Origin of the sequence: Kitasatospora saccharophila, assembly GCF_039529925.1 — a bacterium.
Classification (GTDB): Bacteria; Actinomycetota; Actinomycetes; order Streptomycetales; family Streptomycetaceae; genus Kitasatospora; species Kitasatospora saccharophila.
This window is the reverse complement of the sequence record NZ_BAAANS010000040.1, coordinates 14,629-29,271: the sequence shown is the minus strand read 5'-3', so window position 1 is coordinate 29,271 and position 14,643 is coordinate 14,629. Positions and strand designations below refer to the sequence as shown.

At 73.2% G+C, this 14,643-nt stretch carries 14 protein-coding genes; 12 read left to right on the top strand and 2 right to left on the bottom strand.

Going from position 1 to position 14,643, the window contains the following annotated elements; all coding sequences use genetic code 11:
• Positions 1 to 17: 17 nt before the first annotated feature.
• The gene (locus tag ABD345_RS26325; RefSeq protein WP_344555261.1) at positions 18 to 152 is read right to left on the bottom strand and encodes a hypothetical protein; all 135 of its coding nucleotides are present in this window, start codon (positions 150 to 152) and stop codon (positions 18 to 20) included.
• On the opposite strand from ABD345_RS26325, the gene ABD345_RS26320 reads away from it, so the two are divergent.
• Positions 153 to 1,151: a LacI family DNA-binding transcriptional regulator gene (locus tag ABD345_RS26320; protein WP_344555259.1), complete on the top strand. Its 999-nt coding sequence runs from the start codon at positions 153 to 155 to the stop codon at positions 1,149 to 1,151.
• Positions 1,152 to 1,163: 12 nt separating this feature from the next.
• Here the strand turns inward: ABD345_RS26320 and ABD345_RS26315 are convergent, their stop codons facing one another.
• On the bottom strand, positions 1,164 to 1,760 hold the full coding sequence (locus ABD345_RS26315) for a hypothetical protein (RefSeq protein WP_344555257.1): 597 nt from the start codon (positions 1,758 to 1,760) through the stop codon (positions 1,164 to 1,166).
• 405 nt (positions 1,761 to 2,165) lie between these two features.
• Between ABD345_RS26315 and argC the strand changes: the two genes are divergently transcribed.
• The 11 genes from argC (at position 2,166) to ABD345_RS26260 (ending at position 14,573) form a co-directional block, all read left to right on the top strand.
• Positions 2,166 to 3,194: an N-acetyl-gamma-glutamyl-phosphate reductase gene (argC, locus tag ABD345_RS26310; RefSeq protein WP_344555255.1), complete on the top strand. Its 1,029-nt coding sequence runs from the start codon at positions 2,166 to 2,168 to the stop codon at positions 3,192 to 3,194.
• Entirely contained in the window at positions 3,191 to 4,375 is a 1,185-nt protein-coding gene (argJ, locus tag ABD345_RS26305) for a bifunctional glutamate N-acetyltransferase/amino-acid acetyltransferase ArgJ (RefSeq protein WP_344555254.1), read from the top strand. The genes argC and argJ overlap by 4 nt, the downstream gene beginning before the upstream one ends.
• A gap of 23 nt (positions 4,376 to 4,398) precedes the next feature.
• The gene (argB, locus tag ABD345_RS26300) at positions 4,399 to 5,331 is read left to right on the top strand and encodes an acetylglutamate kinase (protein WP_344555252.1); all 933 of its coding nucleotides are present in this window, start codon (positions 4,399 to 4,401) and stop codon (positions 5,329 to 5,331) included.
• Positions 5,328 to 6,530: an acetylornithine transaminase gene (locus ABD345_RS26295; protein ID WP_344555250.1), complete on the top strand. Its 1,203-nt coding sequence runs from the start codon at positions 5,328 to 5,330 to the stop codon at positions 6,528 to 6,530. The genes argB and ABD345_RS26295 overlap by 4 nt, the downstream gene beginning before the upstream one ends.
• Positions 6,531 to 6,555: 25 nt before the next feature.
• On the top strand, positions 6,556 to 7,107 hold the full coding sequence (locus ABD345_RS26290; protein ID WP_033253686.1) for an arginine repressor: 552 nt from the start codon (positions 6,556 to 6,558) through the stop codon (positions 7,105 to 7,107).
• A gap of 179 nt (positions 7,108 to 7,286) precedes the next feature.
• A complete protein-coding gene (locus ABD345_RS26285; protein ID WP_344555247.1) occupies positions 7,287 to 8,480 on the top strand; it encodes an argininosuccinate synthase in 1,194 nt (397 codons plus the stop codon).
• A gap of 82 nt (positions 8,481 to 8,562) precedes the next feature.
• Positions 8,563 to 9,984 (top strand): argininosuccinate lyase, encoded by a 1,422-nt coding sequence (gene argH / locus ABD345_RS26280; protein WP_344555245.1) that lies wholly within the window; start codon positions 8,563 to 8,565, stop codon positions 9,982 to 9,984.
• A gap of 240 nt (positions 9,985 to 10,224) precedes the next feature.
• A complete protein-coding gene (locus tag ABD345_RS26275) occupies positions 10,225 to 11,589 on the top strand; it encodes an FAD-binding oxidoreductase (protein ID WP_344555241.1) in 1,365 nt (454 codons plus the stop codon).
• A gap of 288 nt (positions 11,590 to 11,877) precedes the next feature.
• Positions 11,878 to 12,369 (top strand): GNAT family N-acetyltransferase, encoded by a 492-nt coding sequence (locus ABD345_RS26270; protein ID WP_344555239.1) that lies wholly within the window; start codon positions 11,878 to 11,880, stop codon positions 12,367 to 12,369.
• Between the two features lie 441 nt (positions 12,370 to 12,810).
• The gene (locus ABD345_RS26265; protein WP_344555237.1) at positions 12,811 to 13,836 is read left to right on the top strand and encodes a methionine ABC transporter ATP-binding protein; all 1,026 of its coding nucleotides are present in this window, start codon (positions 12,811 to 12,813) and stop codon (positions 13,834 to 13,836) included.
• Positions 13,833 to 14,573, top strand: a complete 741-nt coding sequence (locus tag ABD345_RS26260; protein ID WP_344555235.1) for a methionine ABC transporter permease — start codon at positions 13,833 to 13,835, stop codon at positions 14,571 to 14,573. Before ABD345_RS26265 ends, ABD345_RS26260 begins: the two co-directional genes overlap by 4 nt.
• Positions 14,574 to 14,643 lie beyond the last annotated feature (70 nt).

The window sequence follows — 14,643 nt, the reverse complement described above, 5'->3', positions numbered from 1 at the left end:
GGAACGAGACCCGGCCGTCACCGCTCGGAGACCGGGAACGCGCCGCGCAGCCCGCGCACCGCATCCGGCACCGCCGCCCAGACCGCCCAGACCGCCCAGACCGCCCAGACCGCCCAGACCGCCCAGACCGCTCCGACCGGGGAGGACCCCACGTGACAGCGCCCCGACTCCTCGACGTGGCCGCCGCCGCCGGCGTCTCCCGGGCCACCGCCTCCCGCGTCCTGGCCGGCACCCCGCGCAACGTCGACCCCGACCTGGCCCGCCGGGTCGAGGAGGCCGCCCGGCGCCTCGGCTACCGCACCAACCACTCCGCGCGGGCGCTGCGCACCGGCACCACCGGCACCGTCGGCGTGGTCGTCCCCTCGCTCGCCAACCCGTACTTCGTCCAGCTCGCCGACGCCCTCGCCCAGCGGGTCCGGGCCGCCGGCGGCCAGCTCGTCGTCTCCGACGCGGCCAACTCGACCGCCATCGAGGCCGAGCAGATCGAGACCCTGCTGAGCGGACGGGTCGACGGGCTGCTGGTCGTCCCGGTCTCCGCCGCCGCCTCCGGGGCCGCCGTCCGGGCCGCCGCCGGGCGCGCCCCCGTCGTGCTGTTCGACCGCTGGGCGCACGGCTCCGGCACCGTCGCCGTCACCCTCGACAACGCCGCCGCGGTGCGCCTGCTGCTCGACCACCTGGAGGGCCTCGGCCGCCACCGGATCGCCCTGGTCGCCGCCGACCAGGCGTCCTCCTCCGGCGCCGAGCGCCTCGCCGCGTTCACCGCCGCCCGCGGCGCCGGGGCCGCCACCGTCCTGCTGCCCAGCTTCACCACCGACGCCGGCCGCACCGCCGGCCGCCGGATCGCCGAACGCCGCGCCGAGGTCGACGCCGTCGTCTGCGGCGCGGACGTCCTCGCCGTCGGCCTGGTCAGCACCCTGCAGCGCTCGGCGGTCTCCGTCCCCGGCGAGATCGCCGTCACCGGCTTCGACGACACCGAACTGCTCGAACTCCTCGACCCCCCGATCACCTCCATCCGCCACCCGCTCGCCGACATGGCCGAACGCGCCCTCGCCCTGCTCCAGGGTCCGGCGGCCGACCGCGCCGAGGAGGTCGAGCGCTTCGCCCCGCAGCTCGTCGTCCGCGCCTCCACCGACGCGGACGCGCACGCCTGAGGAACCGTCGGCTCACCAGCGCGGATCGGGGCTCCACTCCTCGCGGCCCGCGTCCTCCCACGGCGCGACCGCCGACCTCGCGGACCGCACGGGCTCGAAGCGGACCGGCGGCCCCCCGGCGTACGCGCCCGGGCGGCGGCCGGTGAACAGCCGGAACAGGTACTGCCCGGCCGGGCCGTCGAAGCGCTCCCACTCCTCGGCCGTGCCGTCGGCGCCGTTGCTCAGGACCGGCCACCGGTCCGGGTCGCCCGCGTCGGTCAGCCAGTACGCCTGCAGCTGGCCGTCCTCGCCGTCCAGCCACTGCAGCAGCCCGCCCGGCGCGGGGAACACCGGGTACGGATCGAGCCGCCCGGGCCACTCGGCCGCCGCCCCGGCCAGCCGTGCCGCGTTGCCCTCCAGGTCCAGCCGCGGATCGGGCGCCCCCGGCACCAGCGGCGACAACCCGTCGAACGCCCCCGCCCCGAAGCGCTCCGCCAGCAGCCGGTAGCCGAGCGGCAGCCGCGTCCCCAACCGGGCCGCCACCCCCGCCCAGTCGATCTCCCGCCGCCGCGCCGTCCGCCACCCGACCAGCTCCGCCAGCCGCTCGTTCCACGCCTCCGCCAGGTCCATGCCCGCAGGGTACGGGCCGCCACCCACCCGCCCGGCGGGCGTTCGTCCGGACGGGGGTCAACTCGCCTGCTGGGCCGGGGAGTCGGCTCGGGCCACCGACGGGCGGTGCGGGTCCAGCGGCTCGATCCCGCGCTCGTCGAAGAGCCGCTCCACCGCCCCGCACCCGGCCGCCAGGTACGACCGGCCCCCGCCGCGCGGCCCCGGGCCCCGCGAGCGCCCGCGGCCCGGAGCCCGGTCCGGGGCGCGGTCCGGGTGCTCGTCAGTCGGTGTGCCGCAGGGAGAGCCGGTTGATGTGGGCCTGGAGTTGCAGCCAGGAGGTGGGCGGGACAGGGTCCGGACCGGCCGCATCCTTGCATGATTTTGCTAGGCTGCGTATATTCATGCTGGGCTTCAGGAGGGAATGCCATGGTATTGCGAGTAGCCGTCGCCGGCGCGAGCGGATACGCGGGCGGTGAGGTGCTGCGACTGCTGCAGGCGCACCCCGAAGTGGAGATCGGCGCGCTGACCGGCGCCTCCAACGCGGGCCAGCGCTTCGGAGCGCTGCAGCCGCACCTGATCGGCCTGGCCGACCGGGTGCTGGAGCCGACCAACCCGCAGACGCTGGCGGGGCACGACGTCGTCTTCCTCGGCCTGCCGCACGGGCAGTCCGCCGAGGTCGCCGCCCAGCTCGGCGAGGACGTCCTGGTGGTCGACCTGGGCGCCGACCACCGCCTGAAGTCGTCCGCCGACTGGGAGCAGTTCTACGGCTCCCCGCACGCCGGGACGTGGCCCTACGGCCTGCCCGAACTGCCCGGCCACCGCGAGGCGCTGCGCGGCAGCAAGCGGATCGCCGTGCCCGGCTGCTACCCGACCTCCGTCACGCTCGCCATGTACCCGATGTACGCCGCGGGCCTGGCCGAGCCGGAGGCGGTGATCACCGCCGCGTCCGGCACCTCCGGCGCGGGCAAGGCCGCCAAGGCGCACCTGCTGGGCAGCGAGGTGATGGGCTCGATGAGCCCGTACGGCGTCGGCGGCGGCCACCGGCACACCCCGGAGATGGCGCAGAACCTGACCCCGCTCGCGGGCGAGCCGGTCACCGTCTCCTTCACGCCCACCCTGGCGCCGATGCCGCGCGGCATCCTCGCCACCTGCTCGGCCAAGGCGAAGCCCGGCACCACCGGCGCCGAGCTGCGGGCCGCGTACGAGAAGGCGTACGGCGACGAGCCGTTCGTCCACCTGCTGCCCGAGGGGCAGTGGCCGCACACCTCGTCCGTGTACGGCTCGAACGCCGCCGTGCTGCAGGTCGTGCTGGACGAGCACGCCGGGCGGATCATCGCGATCAGCGCGATCGACAACCTGGTGAAGGGCACCGCGGGCGGCGCGGTGCAGAGCATGAACATCGCCCTCGGCCTCCCCGAGGAGCTCGGCCTCCCGCTGAACGGAGTCGCACCGTGACCACCCAGGACCAGAGCACCGGCGGCGTCGGCGTCACCGCGGCCAGGGGCTTCCGCGCGGCGGGCGTCACCGCGGGCATCAAGGCGTCCGGCAACCCGGACCTCGCGCTGGTCGTCAACGACGGCCCGCGGCACGCCGCCGCCGGCGTGTTCACCTCCAACCGGGTGCACGCCGCGCCGGTCAAGTGGTCGCGCCAGGTGCTGAACGACGGCGAACTGGCCGCCGTGGTCCTCAACTCCGGCGGCGCCAACGCCTGCACCGGGCCCGAGGGCTTCCAGGACACCCACGCCACCGCCGAGAAGGTCGCCGCCGAACTCGGCATCGGCGCCATCGAGGTCGCGGTCTGCTCCACCGGCCTGATCGGCGTCCGGCTGCCGATGGACAAGCTGCTGCCCGGCGTCGAACTGGCCATCGCGGCCCTGTCGGAGACCGGCGGCGAGAGCGCCGCGATCGCCATCAAGACCACCGACACCGTGCACAAGACCGCCCAGGTCACCGCCCCCGCGGGCTGGACGGTCGGCGGCATGGCCAAGGGCGCGGGCATGCTCGCCCCCGGCCTGGCCACCATGCTGGTCGTGGTCACCACCGACGCCGTGGTCGACTCCGCCGCGCTGGACGCCGCGCTGCGCGACGCCACCCGCACCACCTTCGACCGGGTCGACTCCGACGGCTGCATGTCCACCAACGACACCGTGCTGCTGCTGGCCTCCGGCGCCTCCGGAGTGGCGCCCGGGCAGGCCGAGTTCGCCGAGGCCGTGCGCACCGTCTGCGCCGACCTGGCCCGCCAGCTGATCGGCGACGCCGAGGGCGCCTCCAAGGACATCCGGATCGAGGTGGTCAACGCGGCCACCGAGGACGAGGCCGTCGACGTCGCCCGCACGATCTCCCGCAGCAACCTGCTCAAGTGCGCCATCCACGGCGAGGACCCCAACTGGGGCCGGGTGCTGTCCGCGATCGGCACCACCTCCGCCGCCTTCGACCCGGACCAGCTGGACGTCGCCATCAACGGCGTCTGGGTGTGCCGGGGCGGCGGCGTCGGCGAGGACCGCGACCTGGTCTCGATGAAGGACCGCGAGGTCGTCATCACCGCCGACCTGAAGGCCGGTCAGGCCGCGGCCACCGTCTGGACCAACGACCTGACCGCCGAGTACGTGCACGAGAACAGCGCGTACTCCAGCTGACCCGAGGGGGACGGAACCACGCCATGCAGATCGCACCCAAGGGCGAACAGGCCCGTAGCAACGCGGCCCTGCCCAAGGCCCGCACCCTGATCGAGGCGCTGCCCTGGCTGGAGCGCTTCCACGGCAAGACCGTGGTCATCAAGTTCGGCGGCAACGCCATGGTCGACGAGGACCTCAAGGCCGCGTTCGCCCAGGACGTCGTCTTCCTCCGGTTCGCCGGACTGCACCCCGTCGTCGTGCACGGCGGCGGCCCGCAGATCAGCGCCCAGCTCGACAAGCTGGGCCTGGAGTCCTCGTTCACCGCCGGCCTGCGCGTCACCACCCCCGAGACCATGGACGTGGTCCGGATGGTGCTCGCCGGGCAGGTCCAGCGCGAACTCGTCGGCCTGCTCAACTCGCACGGCCCGTTCGCCGTCGGCATGACCGGCGAGGACGCCCACACCATGACCGCCGTCAAGCGCTACGCCGTGGTCGACGGCGAGCAGGTCGACATCGGCCTGGTCGGCGACATCGTCAACATCGAGGCCGGCGCCGTGAAGGCGCTGATCGCCGACGGCCGGATCCCGGTGATCTCCTCGATCGCCCGCGGCGCCGACGGCCACGTCTACAACATCAACGCCGACACCGCGGCCGCCGCCATCGCGGCCGCGCTCGGCGCCGAGATGCTGGTGGTGCTCACCGACGTCGAGGGCCTGTACAAGGACTGGCCGAACTCCGACGACGTGATCAGCCAGCTGAACGCCAGCGAGCTGGAGGAGATGCTCCCCACCCTGGCCTCCGGCATGCTCCCCAAGATGGAGGGCTGCCTGCGAGCCGTCCGCTCCGGCGTGGGCACCGCCCGCGTCCTGGACGGCCGCGTCCAGCACAGCCTGCTGCTGGAGATCTTCACCGACGAGGGCATCGGCACCATGGTCGTGCCCGACGACGACAGCACCGTACTGGGGGGCCTGGCATGAGCGGCAACGACGCCATCACCGAGCGGTACAAGCAGAGCCTGATGAACAACTACGGCACCCCGCGGATCCCGCTGGTGCGCGGCGAGGGCTCGCTGGTCTGGGACGCCGACGGCAAGCAGTACCTCGACCTGGTCGCCGGCATCGCGGTCAACGCGCTGGGCACCGCCCACCCGGCGATCGTCGAGGCCGTGACGCGGCAGATCACCACCCTGGGCCACGTCTCCAACCTGTTCATGGCCGAGCCGGCCGTCGAACTCGCCGAGAAGCTGATCGAGCTGTCCGGACGCCCGGGCAAGGTCTTCTTCTGCAACTCCGGCACCGAGGCCAACGAGGCCGCCTTCAAGATCTCCCGGCTGACCGGCCGCACCCACCTGGTCTCGCTCCAGGGCGCCTTCCACGGCCGGACGATGGGCGCCCTCGCGCTCACCGCCCAGCCCGGCAAGCAGGAGCCGTTCAAGCCGCTGCCCGGCGACGTCAGCTACGTCCCGTTCGGCGACGTCGAGGCCCTGCGCGCCGCCGTCACCACCGACACCGCCGCCGTCTTCCTGGAGCCGATCCAGGGCGAGAACGGCGCCATCCCGCTCCCGGACGGCTACCTGCGGGCCGCCCGCGAGATCACCCGCGCCACCGGCACCCTGCTGGTCCTGGACGAGATCCAGACCGGCACCGGCCGCACCGGCCACTGGTTCGCCCACCAGGCGTACGAGGGCGTCGAGCCGGACGTCGTCACCCTCGCCAAGGGCCTCGGCGGCGGCCTGCCGATCGGCGCCGTGCTCGCCTTCGGCCCGGCCGCCGACCTGCTCGGCCCCGGCCACCACGGCACCACCTTCGGCGGCAACCCGGTGGTCGCCGCCGCCGGCCTCGCGGTGCTGCGCACCATCGAGGAGCAGGGCCTGCTGGAGCACGCCGCCAAGCTCGGCGAGCGGCTGCGCACCGGCATCGAGGCGATCGGCGACCCGCTGGTCGACCACGTCCGGGGCAAGGGCCTGCTGCTGGGCATCGTGCTCACCGAGCCGGTCGCCGCCCGGGTGCAGGCCGCCGCGCAGGAGGCGGGCTTCCTGGTCAACGCCGCCGTCGCGGACGCCGTCCGGCTGGTCCCGCCGCTGGTGCTCACCGAGGAACAGGCCGACGGCTTCCTCGCCGCCCTGCCCGCGATCCTCCGAACGGTCCGCGAAGCCGCCCCCGACGCGAACAGCTGAGCGTCCTTCAGGAGAATCATCAGTCATGACCGAACGCCCCGAGCCCACGACCCCCGCCGCCGGCCCCACGCCGCAGGTCCCGCAGACCCGCACCGCGCGCCACCGGCGGATCGTGGACCTGCTGACCCGTCAGCCCGTCCGCTCGCAGAGCCAGCTCGCCAAGCTGCTCGCCGACGACGGGCTGGTGGTCACCCAGGCCACCCTCTCCCGGGACCTGGACGAGCTCGGAGCGGTGAAGATCCGCAACCGGGACGGCGCGCTCATCTACGCCGTCCCGGCCGAGGGCGGGGACCGCACCCCCCGCGCCCCGATGGGCGAGTCCGCCAGCGAGGCCCGGATGGCCCGGCTGGCGGGCGAGCTCATGGTCTCCGCGACCGCCTCGGGCAACCTGGTGGTGCTGCGCACCCCGCCCGGCGCGGCCCAGTTCCTCGCCTCCGCGATCGACACCGCCGAGGTGTTCGAGATCCTCGGCACCATCGCCGGGGACGACACCGTGCTGCTGATCAGCCGGGACGCGGCCGGCGGGCAGGCGCTGGCCGACCACCTGATGCAACTCGCCCAGGCCAAGTCGCAGTAGCCTCCCGGGCTTTTCAAACGTGCTGTGCGGTACTGGTTTGTACTGCTCTCATGCGGTGCTGCGCACCGGCGGGTCGGGTCGGGCATCCGGCCGGTGCCGTCAGTTTGTGAACTCATACGCGGTGGTGCATACTTATGCCTAACGCCGCATGGAACCTGTGTTTGTGAATGGAGATAGCCGTGACTGAGCGCGTCGTACTCGCCTACTCGGGCGGTCTGGACACGTCCGTCTGCATCGGCTGGATCGCCGAAGAGACCGGCGCCGAGGTCATCGCCGTCGCCGTCGACGTCGGCCAGGGCGGCGAGGACCTCGACGTCATCCGCCAGCGTGCCCTCGACTGCGGCGCCGTCGAGGCCGAGGTGGCCGACGCCCGCGACGAGTTCGCCGACGAGTACTGCCTGCCGGCCCTCAAGGCCAACGCCCTCTACCAGGGCCAGTACCCGCTGGTCTCCGCGCTCTCCCGCCCGGTGATCGTCAAGCACCTGGTGGCCGCCGCGCAGAAGCACGGCGCCACCACCGTCGCCCACGGCTGCACCGGCAAGGGCAACGACCAGGTCCGCTTCGAGGTCGGCATCCAGTCGCTGGCCCCGAGCCTGAAGTGCATCGCCCCGGTCCGCGACTACGCGATGACCCGCGACAAGGCGATCGCCTTCGCCGAGGCCAAGAACCTCCCGATCGTCACCACCAAGAAGAACCCGTACTCGATCGACCAGAACGTCTTCGGCCGCGCCGTCGAGACCGGCTTCCTGGAAGACATCTGGAACGCCCCGATCGAGGACGTCTACGAGTACACCCAGAACCCGGCCACCGCGCGTGAGGCCGACGACGTCGTCATCACCTTCGAGGCCGGCGTCCCGGTCGCGATCGACGGCCGCAAGGTCTCCGTCCTGCAGGCCATCGAGGAGCTGAACAAGCGGGCCGGCGCCCAGGGCATCGGCCGCCTCGACATGGTCGAGGACCGCCTGGTCGGCATCAAGTCCCGCGAGATCTACGAGGCCCCCGGCGCGATCGCCCTGATCACCGCCCACCAGGCCCTGGAGAACGTCACCGTCGAGCGCGAACTCGCCCGCTACAAGCGGCAGGTCGAGCAGCGCTGGGCCGAGCTGGTCTACGACGGCCTGTGGTTCTCCCCGCTCAAGCGCGCCCTGGACGGCTTCGTCAACGAGGCCAACCAGCACGTCTCCGGCGAGATCCGGATGGTCCTGCACGGCGGCCGCGCCGTCGTCAACGGCCGCAAGTCGGACCGGTCGCTGTACGACTTCAACCTCGCCACCTACGACACCGGCGACACCTTCGACCAGTCCATGTCCAAGGGCTTCATCGAGATCTTCGGCATGTCCTCGAAGATCGCCGCCCGCCGCGACCTGGCCTGACCGACCCGCAGTCCCCGCCCCGGCCGCACCCCGCGGCCGGGGCACCGCCGCACTCAGACCCACCCTCGAAGGAGCCCACGCGATGACCGCCGACCAGCCCGCAGACGTCCGCCTCTGGGGCGCGCGCTTCGCCGACGGCCCCTCCGAGGCCCTGGCCAAGCTCTCCGCCTCCGTCCACTTCGACTGGCGGCTCGCTCCCTACGACATCGCCGGCTCCAAGGCCCACGCCCGCGTGCTGCACAAGGCCGGACTGCTCAGCGACGCCGAACTCGACGGCATGCTGGCCGGGTTGGACCAGCTGCTGGCCGACGTCGAGTCCGGCGCCTTCGTGGGCACCGTCGCCGACGAGGACGTGCACACCGCCCTGGAGCGCGGCCTGCTGGAGCGCCTGGGTGCCGACCTCGGCGGCAAGCTCCGCGCCGGGCGCTCGCGCAACGACCAGATCGCCACCCTGTTCCGGATGTACCTGCGCGACCACGCCAAGACCATCGGCGCGCTGGTCCTCGACCTCCAGCACGCCCTGGTCGGCCTCGCCGAGGCCCACCCGGACACCGCGATGCCCGGCCGCACCCACCTCCAGCACGCCCAGCCGGTGCTGTTCGCCCACCACGTCCTCGCCCACGTCCAGGCCCTCGGCCGGGACGCCGAGCGGCTGCGCCAGTGGGACGCCCGCACCGCCGTCTCCCCGTACGGCTCCGGCGCGCTGGCCGGATCCTCGCTCGGCCTCGACCCGCAGGCCGTCGCCGCCGAACTCGGCTTCGAGCGCGGCTCGGTGGGCAACTCGATCGACGGCACCGCCTCGCGCGACTTCGTCGCCGAGTTCGCCTTCGTCACCGCGATGATCGGCATCAACCTCTCGCGGATCGCGGAGGAGATCATCATCTGGAACACCAAGGAGTTCGGCTTCATCACGCTGCACGACGCCTTCTCCACCGGGTCGTCGATCATGCCGCAGAAGAAGAACCCCGACATCGCGGAGCTCGCCCGCGGCAAGTCCGGCCGCCTGATCGGCAACCTGACCGGCCTGCTCGCCACCCTCAAGGCCCTGCCGCTCGCCTACAACCGCGACCTCCAGGAGGACAAGGAGCCGGTCTTCGACTCCTGCGACACCCTGGAGGTCCTGCTCCCCGCCTTCACCGGCATGATCGCCACCCTGACCGTCCACCGCGAGCGCCTGGAGGAACTGGCCCCGGCCGGCTTCTCGCTCGCCACCGACATCGCCGAGTGGCTGGTCAAGCAGGGCGTCCCGTTCCGGGTCGCGCACGAGGTGGCCGGCGCCTGCGTCAAGGTCTGCGAGGCCGAGGGCATCGAGCTCTCCGACCTCACCGACGCCCAGTTCGCGCGGATCTCCCCCCACCTCACCCCCGAGGTCCGCACCGTCCTCTCCGTCCACGGCGCCATCGCCTCCCGCGACGGCCGCGGCGGCACCGCCCCGTCGGCGGTCGCCGTCCAGCTCGCCGAGATCAAGGACGACCTCGCGGCCCAGCAGTCCTGGCTGAGCTAAGTCCTTCGAACGGAGAGCCTCGACAGAGGGCCCCGACAGGGGCTCGGGGAACGGCGAGGCCCAGTCTGCTGACGGTGCACTGCCGGAGCGCGCATCGGCTTCCGGTTCTGTTCACTACACGCAGCAGCACGGACACATCGATGGGCTCCGGCCACCAGCAGCACGGACCCGCCGTTCCCCGGGCCCCTGATTTCGCCTGCTCGTCCTGCCCGAAAGGTGCCCCCGGCCTACGCTGGATCCATGTCCAAAGCAGCCGTCGCGCTGGCCGAGGGGTTCCGGGGCGAGATCGTGGTGCCCGGTGACGAGGGGTACGACGCGGCGCGGTCGGTGTGGAACGGCGCGGTGGACCGGCGGCCCGAGCTGATCGCCCGGTGCACCGGCGTCGCCGACGTGCTGCAGGCCGTCGCGGTGGCCCGGGAGCACGGCCTGCACGCGGGGGTCCGCGGCGCGGGCCACGGCCTGGCCGGGCTGGGGACGTGCGACGGCGGCCTGCTGATCGACCTGTCGCGGCTGCGCGGCGTCCGGGTGGATCCGGCCCGCCGGCTCGCCCGGGCGCAGCCGGGGGTGACCTGGGGGGCGTTCGACCACGAGACGCAGGCGTTCGACCTGGCGACGACGGGCGCGCCGTACTCGGGGGCGGGCATCGCGGGCGTGACGCTCGGCGGGGGAGTGGGCTGGCTGGCCCGGGCGTACGGGTTGACCTGCGACAACCTGGTGGAGGCGGACGTGGTGACCGCCGAGGGGCGGTTGCTGACGGCGAGCGCGTCCGCGCACCCGGAGCTGTTCGCGGGGCTGCGCGGGGGCGGCGGCAACTTCGGGGTGGTGACCTCGTTCACCTACCGGCTGCACGGGGTGGGCCCGCACGTGCTGTGCGGGGCGCTGTACGTGCCGGTGGAGCTGTTCCCGCCGACCCTCGCCGCGGTGCGGGACTTCATGGCGCACGCGCCGGACGGCCTGACGGTGGGGGTGGAGCTGGGGCGGCCGCGGGGCGTGCCGCAGCTGCCGGACCGGACGGTGCTGCGGATCGGCCTGTGCTGGTCCGGCCGGGCCGACCGGGGCCGGGAGGCGGTGGCGCCGCTGCGCGCCCTGCCGGGGGTGCTGGTGGACACCGTGCAGACCCGGCCGTACGCGCTGTGGCAGCGGGCGCTGGACGCGGACCGGGGGCCGGGCGCGGCCAACTTCGGGCGTTCGGAGTTCCTGTCGGTGCTGGACGGGGCGGCGATCGACCGGCTGGCCGAGCAGGTCGCGGCGATGCCGGGGCCGGGCGCGCAGCTCCAGTTGGCGTTCCTGGGCGGGGCGGTGGCCCGGGTCGGCCCGGAGGACACCGCGTACACGCACCGGACGGCGCCGTACCTGCTGAGCGCGGTGGCGCGCTGGACCCGGGGCCCGGCGGAGCCGCACACGGCCTGGGTGCGGCGCTGCTGGGAGGCGATGCGGCCGTTCTCCTCGGGCGGGGCGTACGTGAACCTGATGGGGGCGGAGGGGCAGGCCCGGGTGGTGGAGGCGTACGGGCTGGCGAAGTACGAGCGGCTGGTCGCGCTGAAGGACCGGTACGACCCGACGAACCTGTTCCGGGTCAACCAGAACATCCGGCCGAGCGGGTGACGGCACCACCCGTGGGGGCGTGACGCTCGCCACGTCGGGCGTCGGGAAGGTTGAGAACGGCTGGCCGCTGGGTAGAGCGGTGGCGAACGTCTCTCTTGACGGTCGCCCGACCACCCGGATACTGAGCGTGAGCGCGCGTCAGTCCCGGCCGTCCGGACCACCGTCCGGCGGGACGCGTCGCGCTTTTCCCGGGCCGGGCCGATCCCCGTCCGGGCACACCTCGGACAGGAACCGGTGCAAGACCCTCACTCGCACGCGCCGGGCACTTAACGATGGAGGCCCCCGCACATGGGCATGAGTGTGATCATCGCAGCGGCACGACCGGAAGAGGCGGAGCAGATCCTCAAGCTCCAGTACCTCGGCTACCAGAGCGAGGCCGAGCTCTACGGGGACTGGGGGCTGGAGCCGCTGACCCAGACCCTGGAGAGCCTCAAGGCGGAGATGGCCGACCACCGGGTGCTGGTCGCCCGGCTCGGCGACGAGGTCGTGGGCAGCGCCCGCGGCTGGGTGGACGGGAACGGCACCGGGCAGATCGGCCGGCTGGTGGTGCACCCGCGGATGCAGCGGCACGGCCTGGGCCGCCGCCTGCTGGAGGCCCTGGAGGCGGGGCTGGCCGAGGACGGCGCGAGCAGCTTCGAACTGTTCACCGGCCACCGCAGCCTGGGCAACCTGCGGCTGTACCGCAGGCTCGGCTACCGCGAGACCGAGGTGCGCGAGGTGTCCCGCCGGCTGTCCATCGTGACGCTGGCCAAGACGGGGGCGACCACCCTCGCCGCCTGAGCGCGAGCCCCCCGGCACACGCACTGCGGCGCCCGACCCGAACGAAGGGTCGGGCGCCGCAGTGCGTGTGCCGCAAGGGTCGTGTCCGCATGCCGGACGGCCGGTCCCGGAAATTGGGACGTGGACCAAATGTCTGATTTACTGGGTTCCATGACCACGACGACGACATGCATCCCCACCGGCGCGACGCCGGCAGGTGAGTCGCGCATGTGCGGCCGTCGAATGTGTCGCAGCTGAGGGCCCCCGCCCGGCACCCGCTGACGCCCCGTCGGCCGCCGACCGGCCGATGACTCGTTAGGGCCACGCCCACGGGCGGCCCGCCCGGCCGACGGCCATGATCGAAACGACGTCGGCACCCCCCTTCCCAGGCACTCGCGTGCCCATCCCGCCATTGGCGCGGGCGCCCCCGCGGCCGTCCGCAGACGAACAACGGAAGCAGCTGTGATCACCACCAAGGGCCTGACCAAGGTCTACCGCTCCCAGGGCCGCGAGGTCCGGGCGCTGGACGACGTCGACCTGCACGTGCGGCAGGGCGAGGTGTTCGGGGTCGTCGGCACCAGCGGCGCCGGCAAGTCCACCCTGATCCGGTGCGTCAACCTGCTGGAGCGGCCCACCTCCGGCACCGTCACCGTGGACGGCGTGGAGCTGACCGCGCTGTCCGGCAGCGAGCAGCGCGCCGGACGCGAGCTGCGCGCCGCCCGGCAGCGGATCGGCATGGTCTTCCAGCACTTCAACCTGCTCTCCTCGCGCACCGTCCAGGACAACGTCGAACTGCCGCTGGAGATCATCGGCCTGGACCGCCGCGAGCGCCGCCGCAAGGCCGCCGAACTGCTCGACCTGGTCGGCCTCGCCGACAAGGCCCGCAGCTACCCCGGCCAGCTCTCCGGCGGCCAGAAGCAGCGCGTCGGCATCGCCCGCGCCCTGGCCGGCGACCCCAAGGTGCTGCTCTCCGACGAGGCCACCAGCGCGCTCGACCCGGAGACCACCCGCTCGATCCTCAAGCTGCTGCGCGAGCTCAACCAGCAGCTGGGCCTGACCGTCCTGCTGATCACCCACGAGATGGACGTCATCAAGTCGGTCTGCGACTCCGCCGCCCTGATGCGCGGCGGCCGGGTGGTGGAGACCGGGCAGCTCACCGACCTGCTCGCCGACGGCCACTCGCGGATCGCCCGGGACCTCTTCCCGCTCGGCGACTTCGGCACCCGGGACCCGGAGCACACCGTCCTGGAGATCACCTTCCAGGGCGACGCGCCCGCCCAGCCGTTCGTCTCCCAGCTGGCCCGCACCTACCAGATCGACATCAACATCCTCGGCGCGGCCGTCGAGACCATCGCCGGCCGCCTGGTCGGCCGGATGCGGGTCGAACTGCCCGGCAGCCACACCGACAACGTGGTGCCGATCGGCTACCTGCGCCAACAGGGCCTCCAGGTGGACGTCCTCGACCTGTCGAACGGAGCGGCGGCATGACCTGGGACCAGATGCAGGAACTGATGTGGCCCGCCACCTGGGAGACCCTCGGCATGGTCGGCATCGCCGGCCTGGTCAGCCTGCTGGTCGGCCTGCCGATCGGCCTGCTGCTGGTGCTCACCGACAAGGACGGCCTGCTGCAGAACCTCGCGGTCAGCCGGGTGCTCGGCGCGATCGTCAACGTCGGCCGCTCCGTCCCGTTCGTCATCCTGATGGTCGCGCTGCTCCCGGTCACTCGGGCGGTCGCGGGCACCACGCTCGGCTGGCAGGCGGCCAGCGTGCCGCTCGCGATCGGCGCGATCCCGTTCTTCGCCCGGCTGGTGGAGACCTCCGTCCGCGAGGTGGACGGCGGCCTGGTCGAGGCGCTCAAGTCGATGGGCGCGGGCACCGGCACCATCGTCCGCAAGACCCTGCTGCCCGAGGCGCTGCCCTCGCTGGTCGCCTCCGCCACCACCACGGTGATCGCGCTGATCGGCTACTCCGCGATGGCCGGCACGGTCGGCGGCGGCGGGCTCGGCGACCTCGCAATCCGGTACGGCTACCAGCGCTTCGAGACCGCCTTCATGTGGGTCATCGTCGCCGAACTCGTGGTCATCGTCACCGTGATCCAGCTGCTCGGCGACTTCGCCGCCCGCCGGCTCTCGCACCGCGGCGACTACCGCAGCCCGCTCAGCTTCTTCCGCTCCGCCACCGAGAAGCCGAAGGACACCGAGGAAGACCTGCTCTCCTCGCGCTGACCCCCTCGCACCGAACTTCCCGTCCCGCACCACGGGACGGGCACCCCGGCCCCACCAGGGCCGTTCGCAT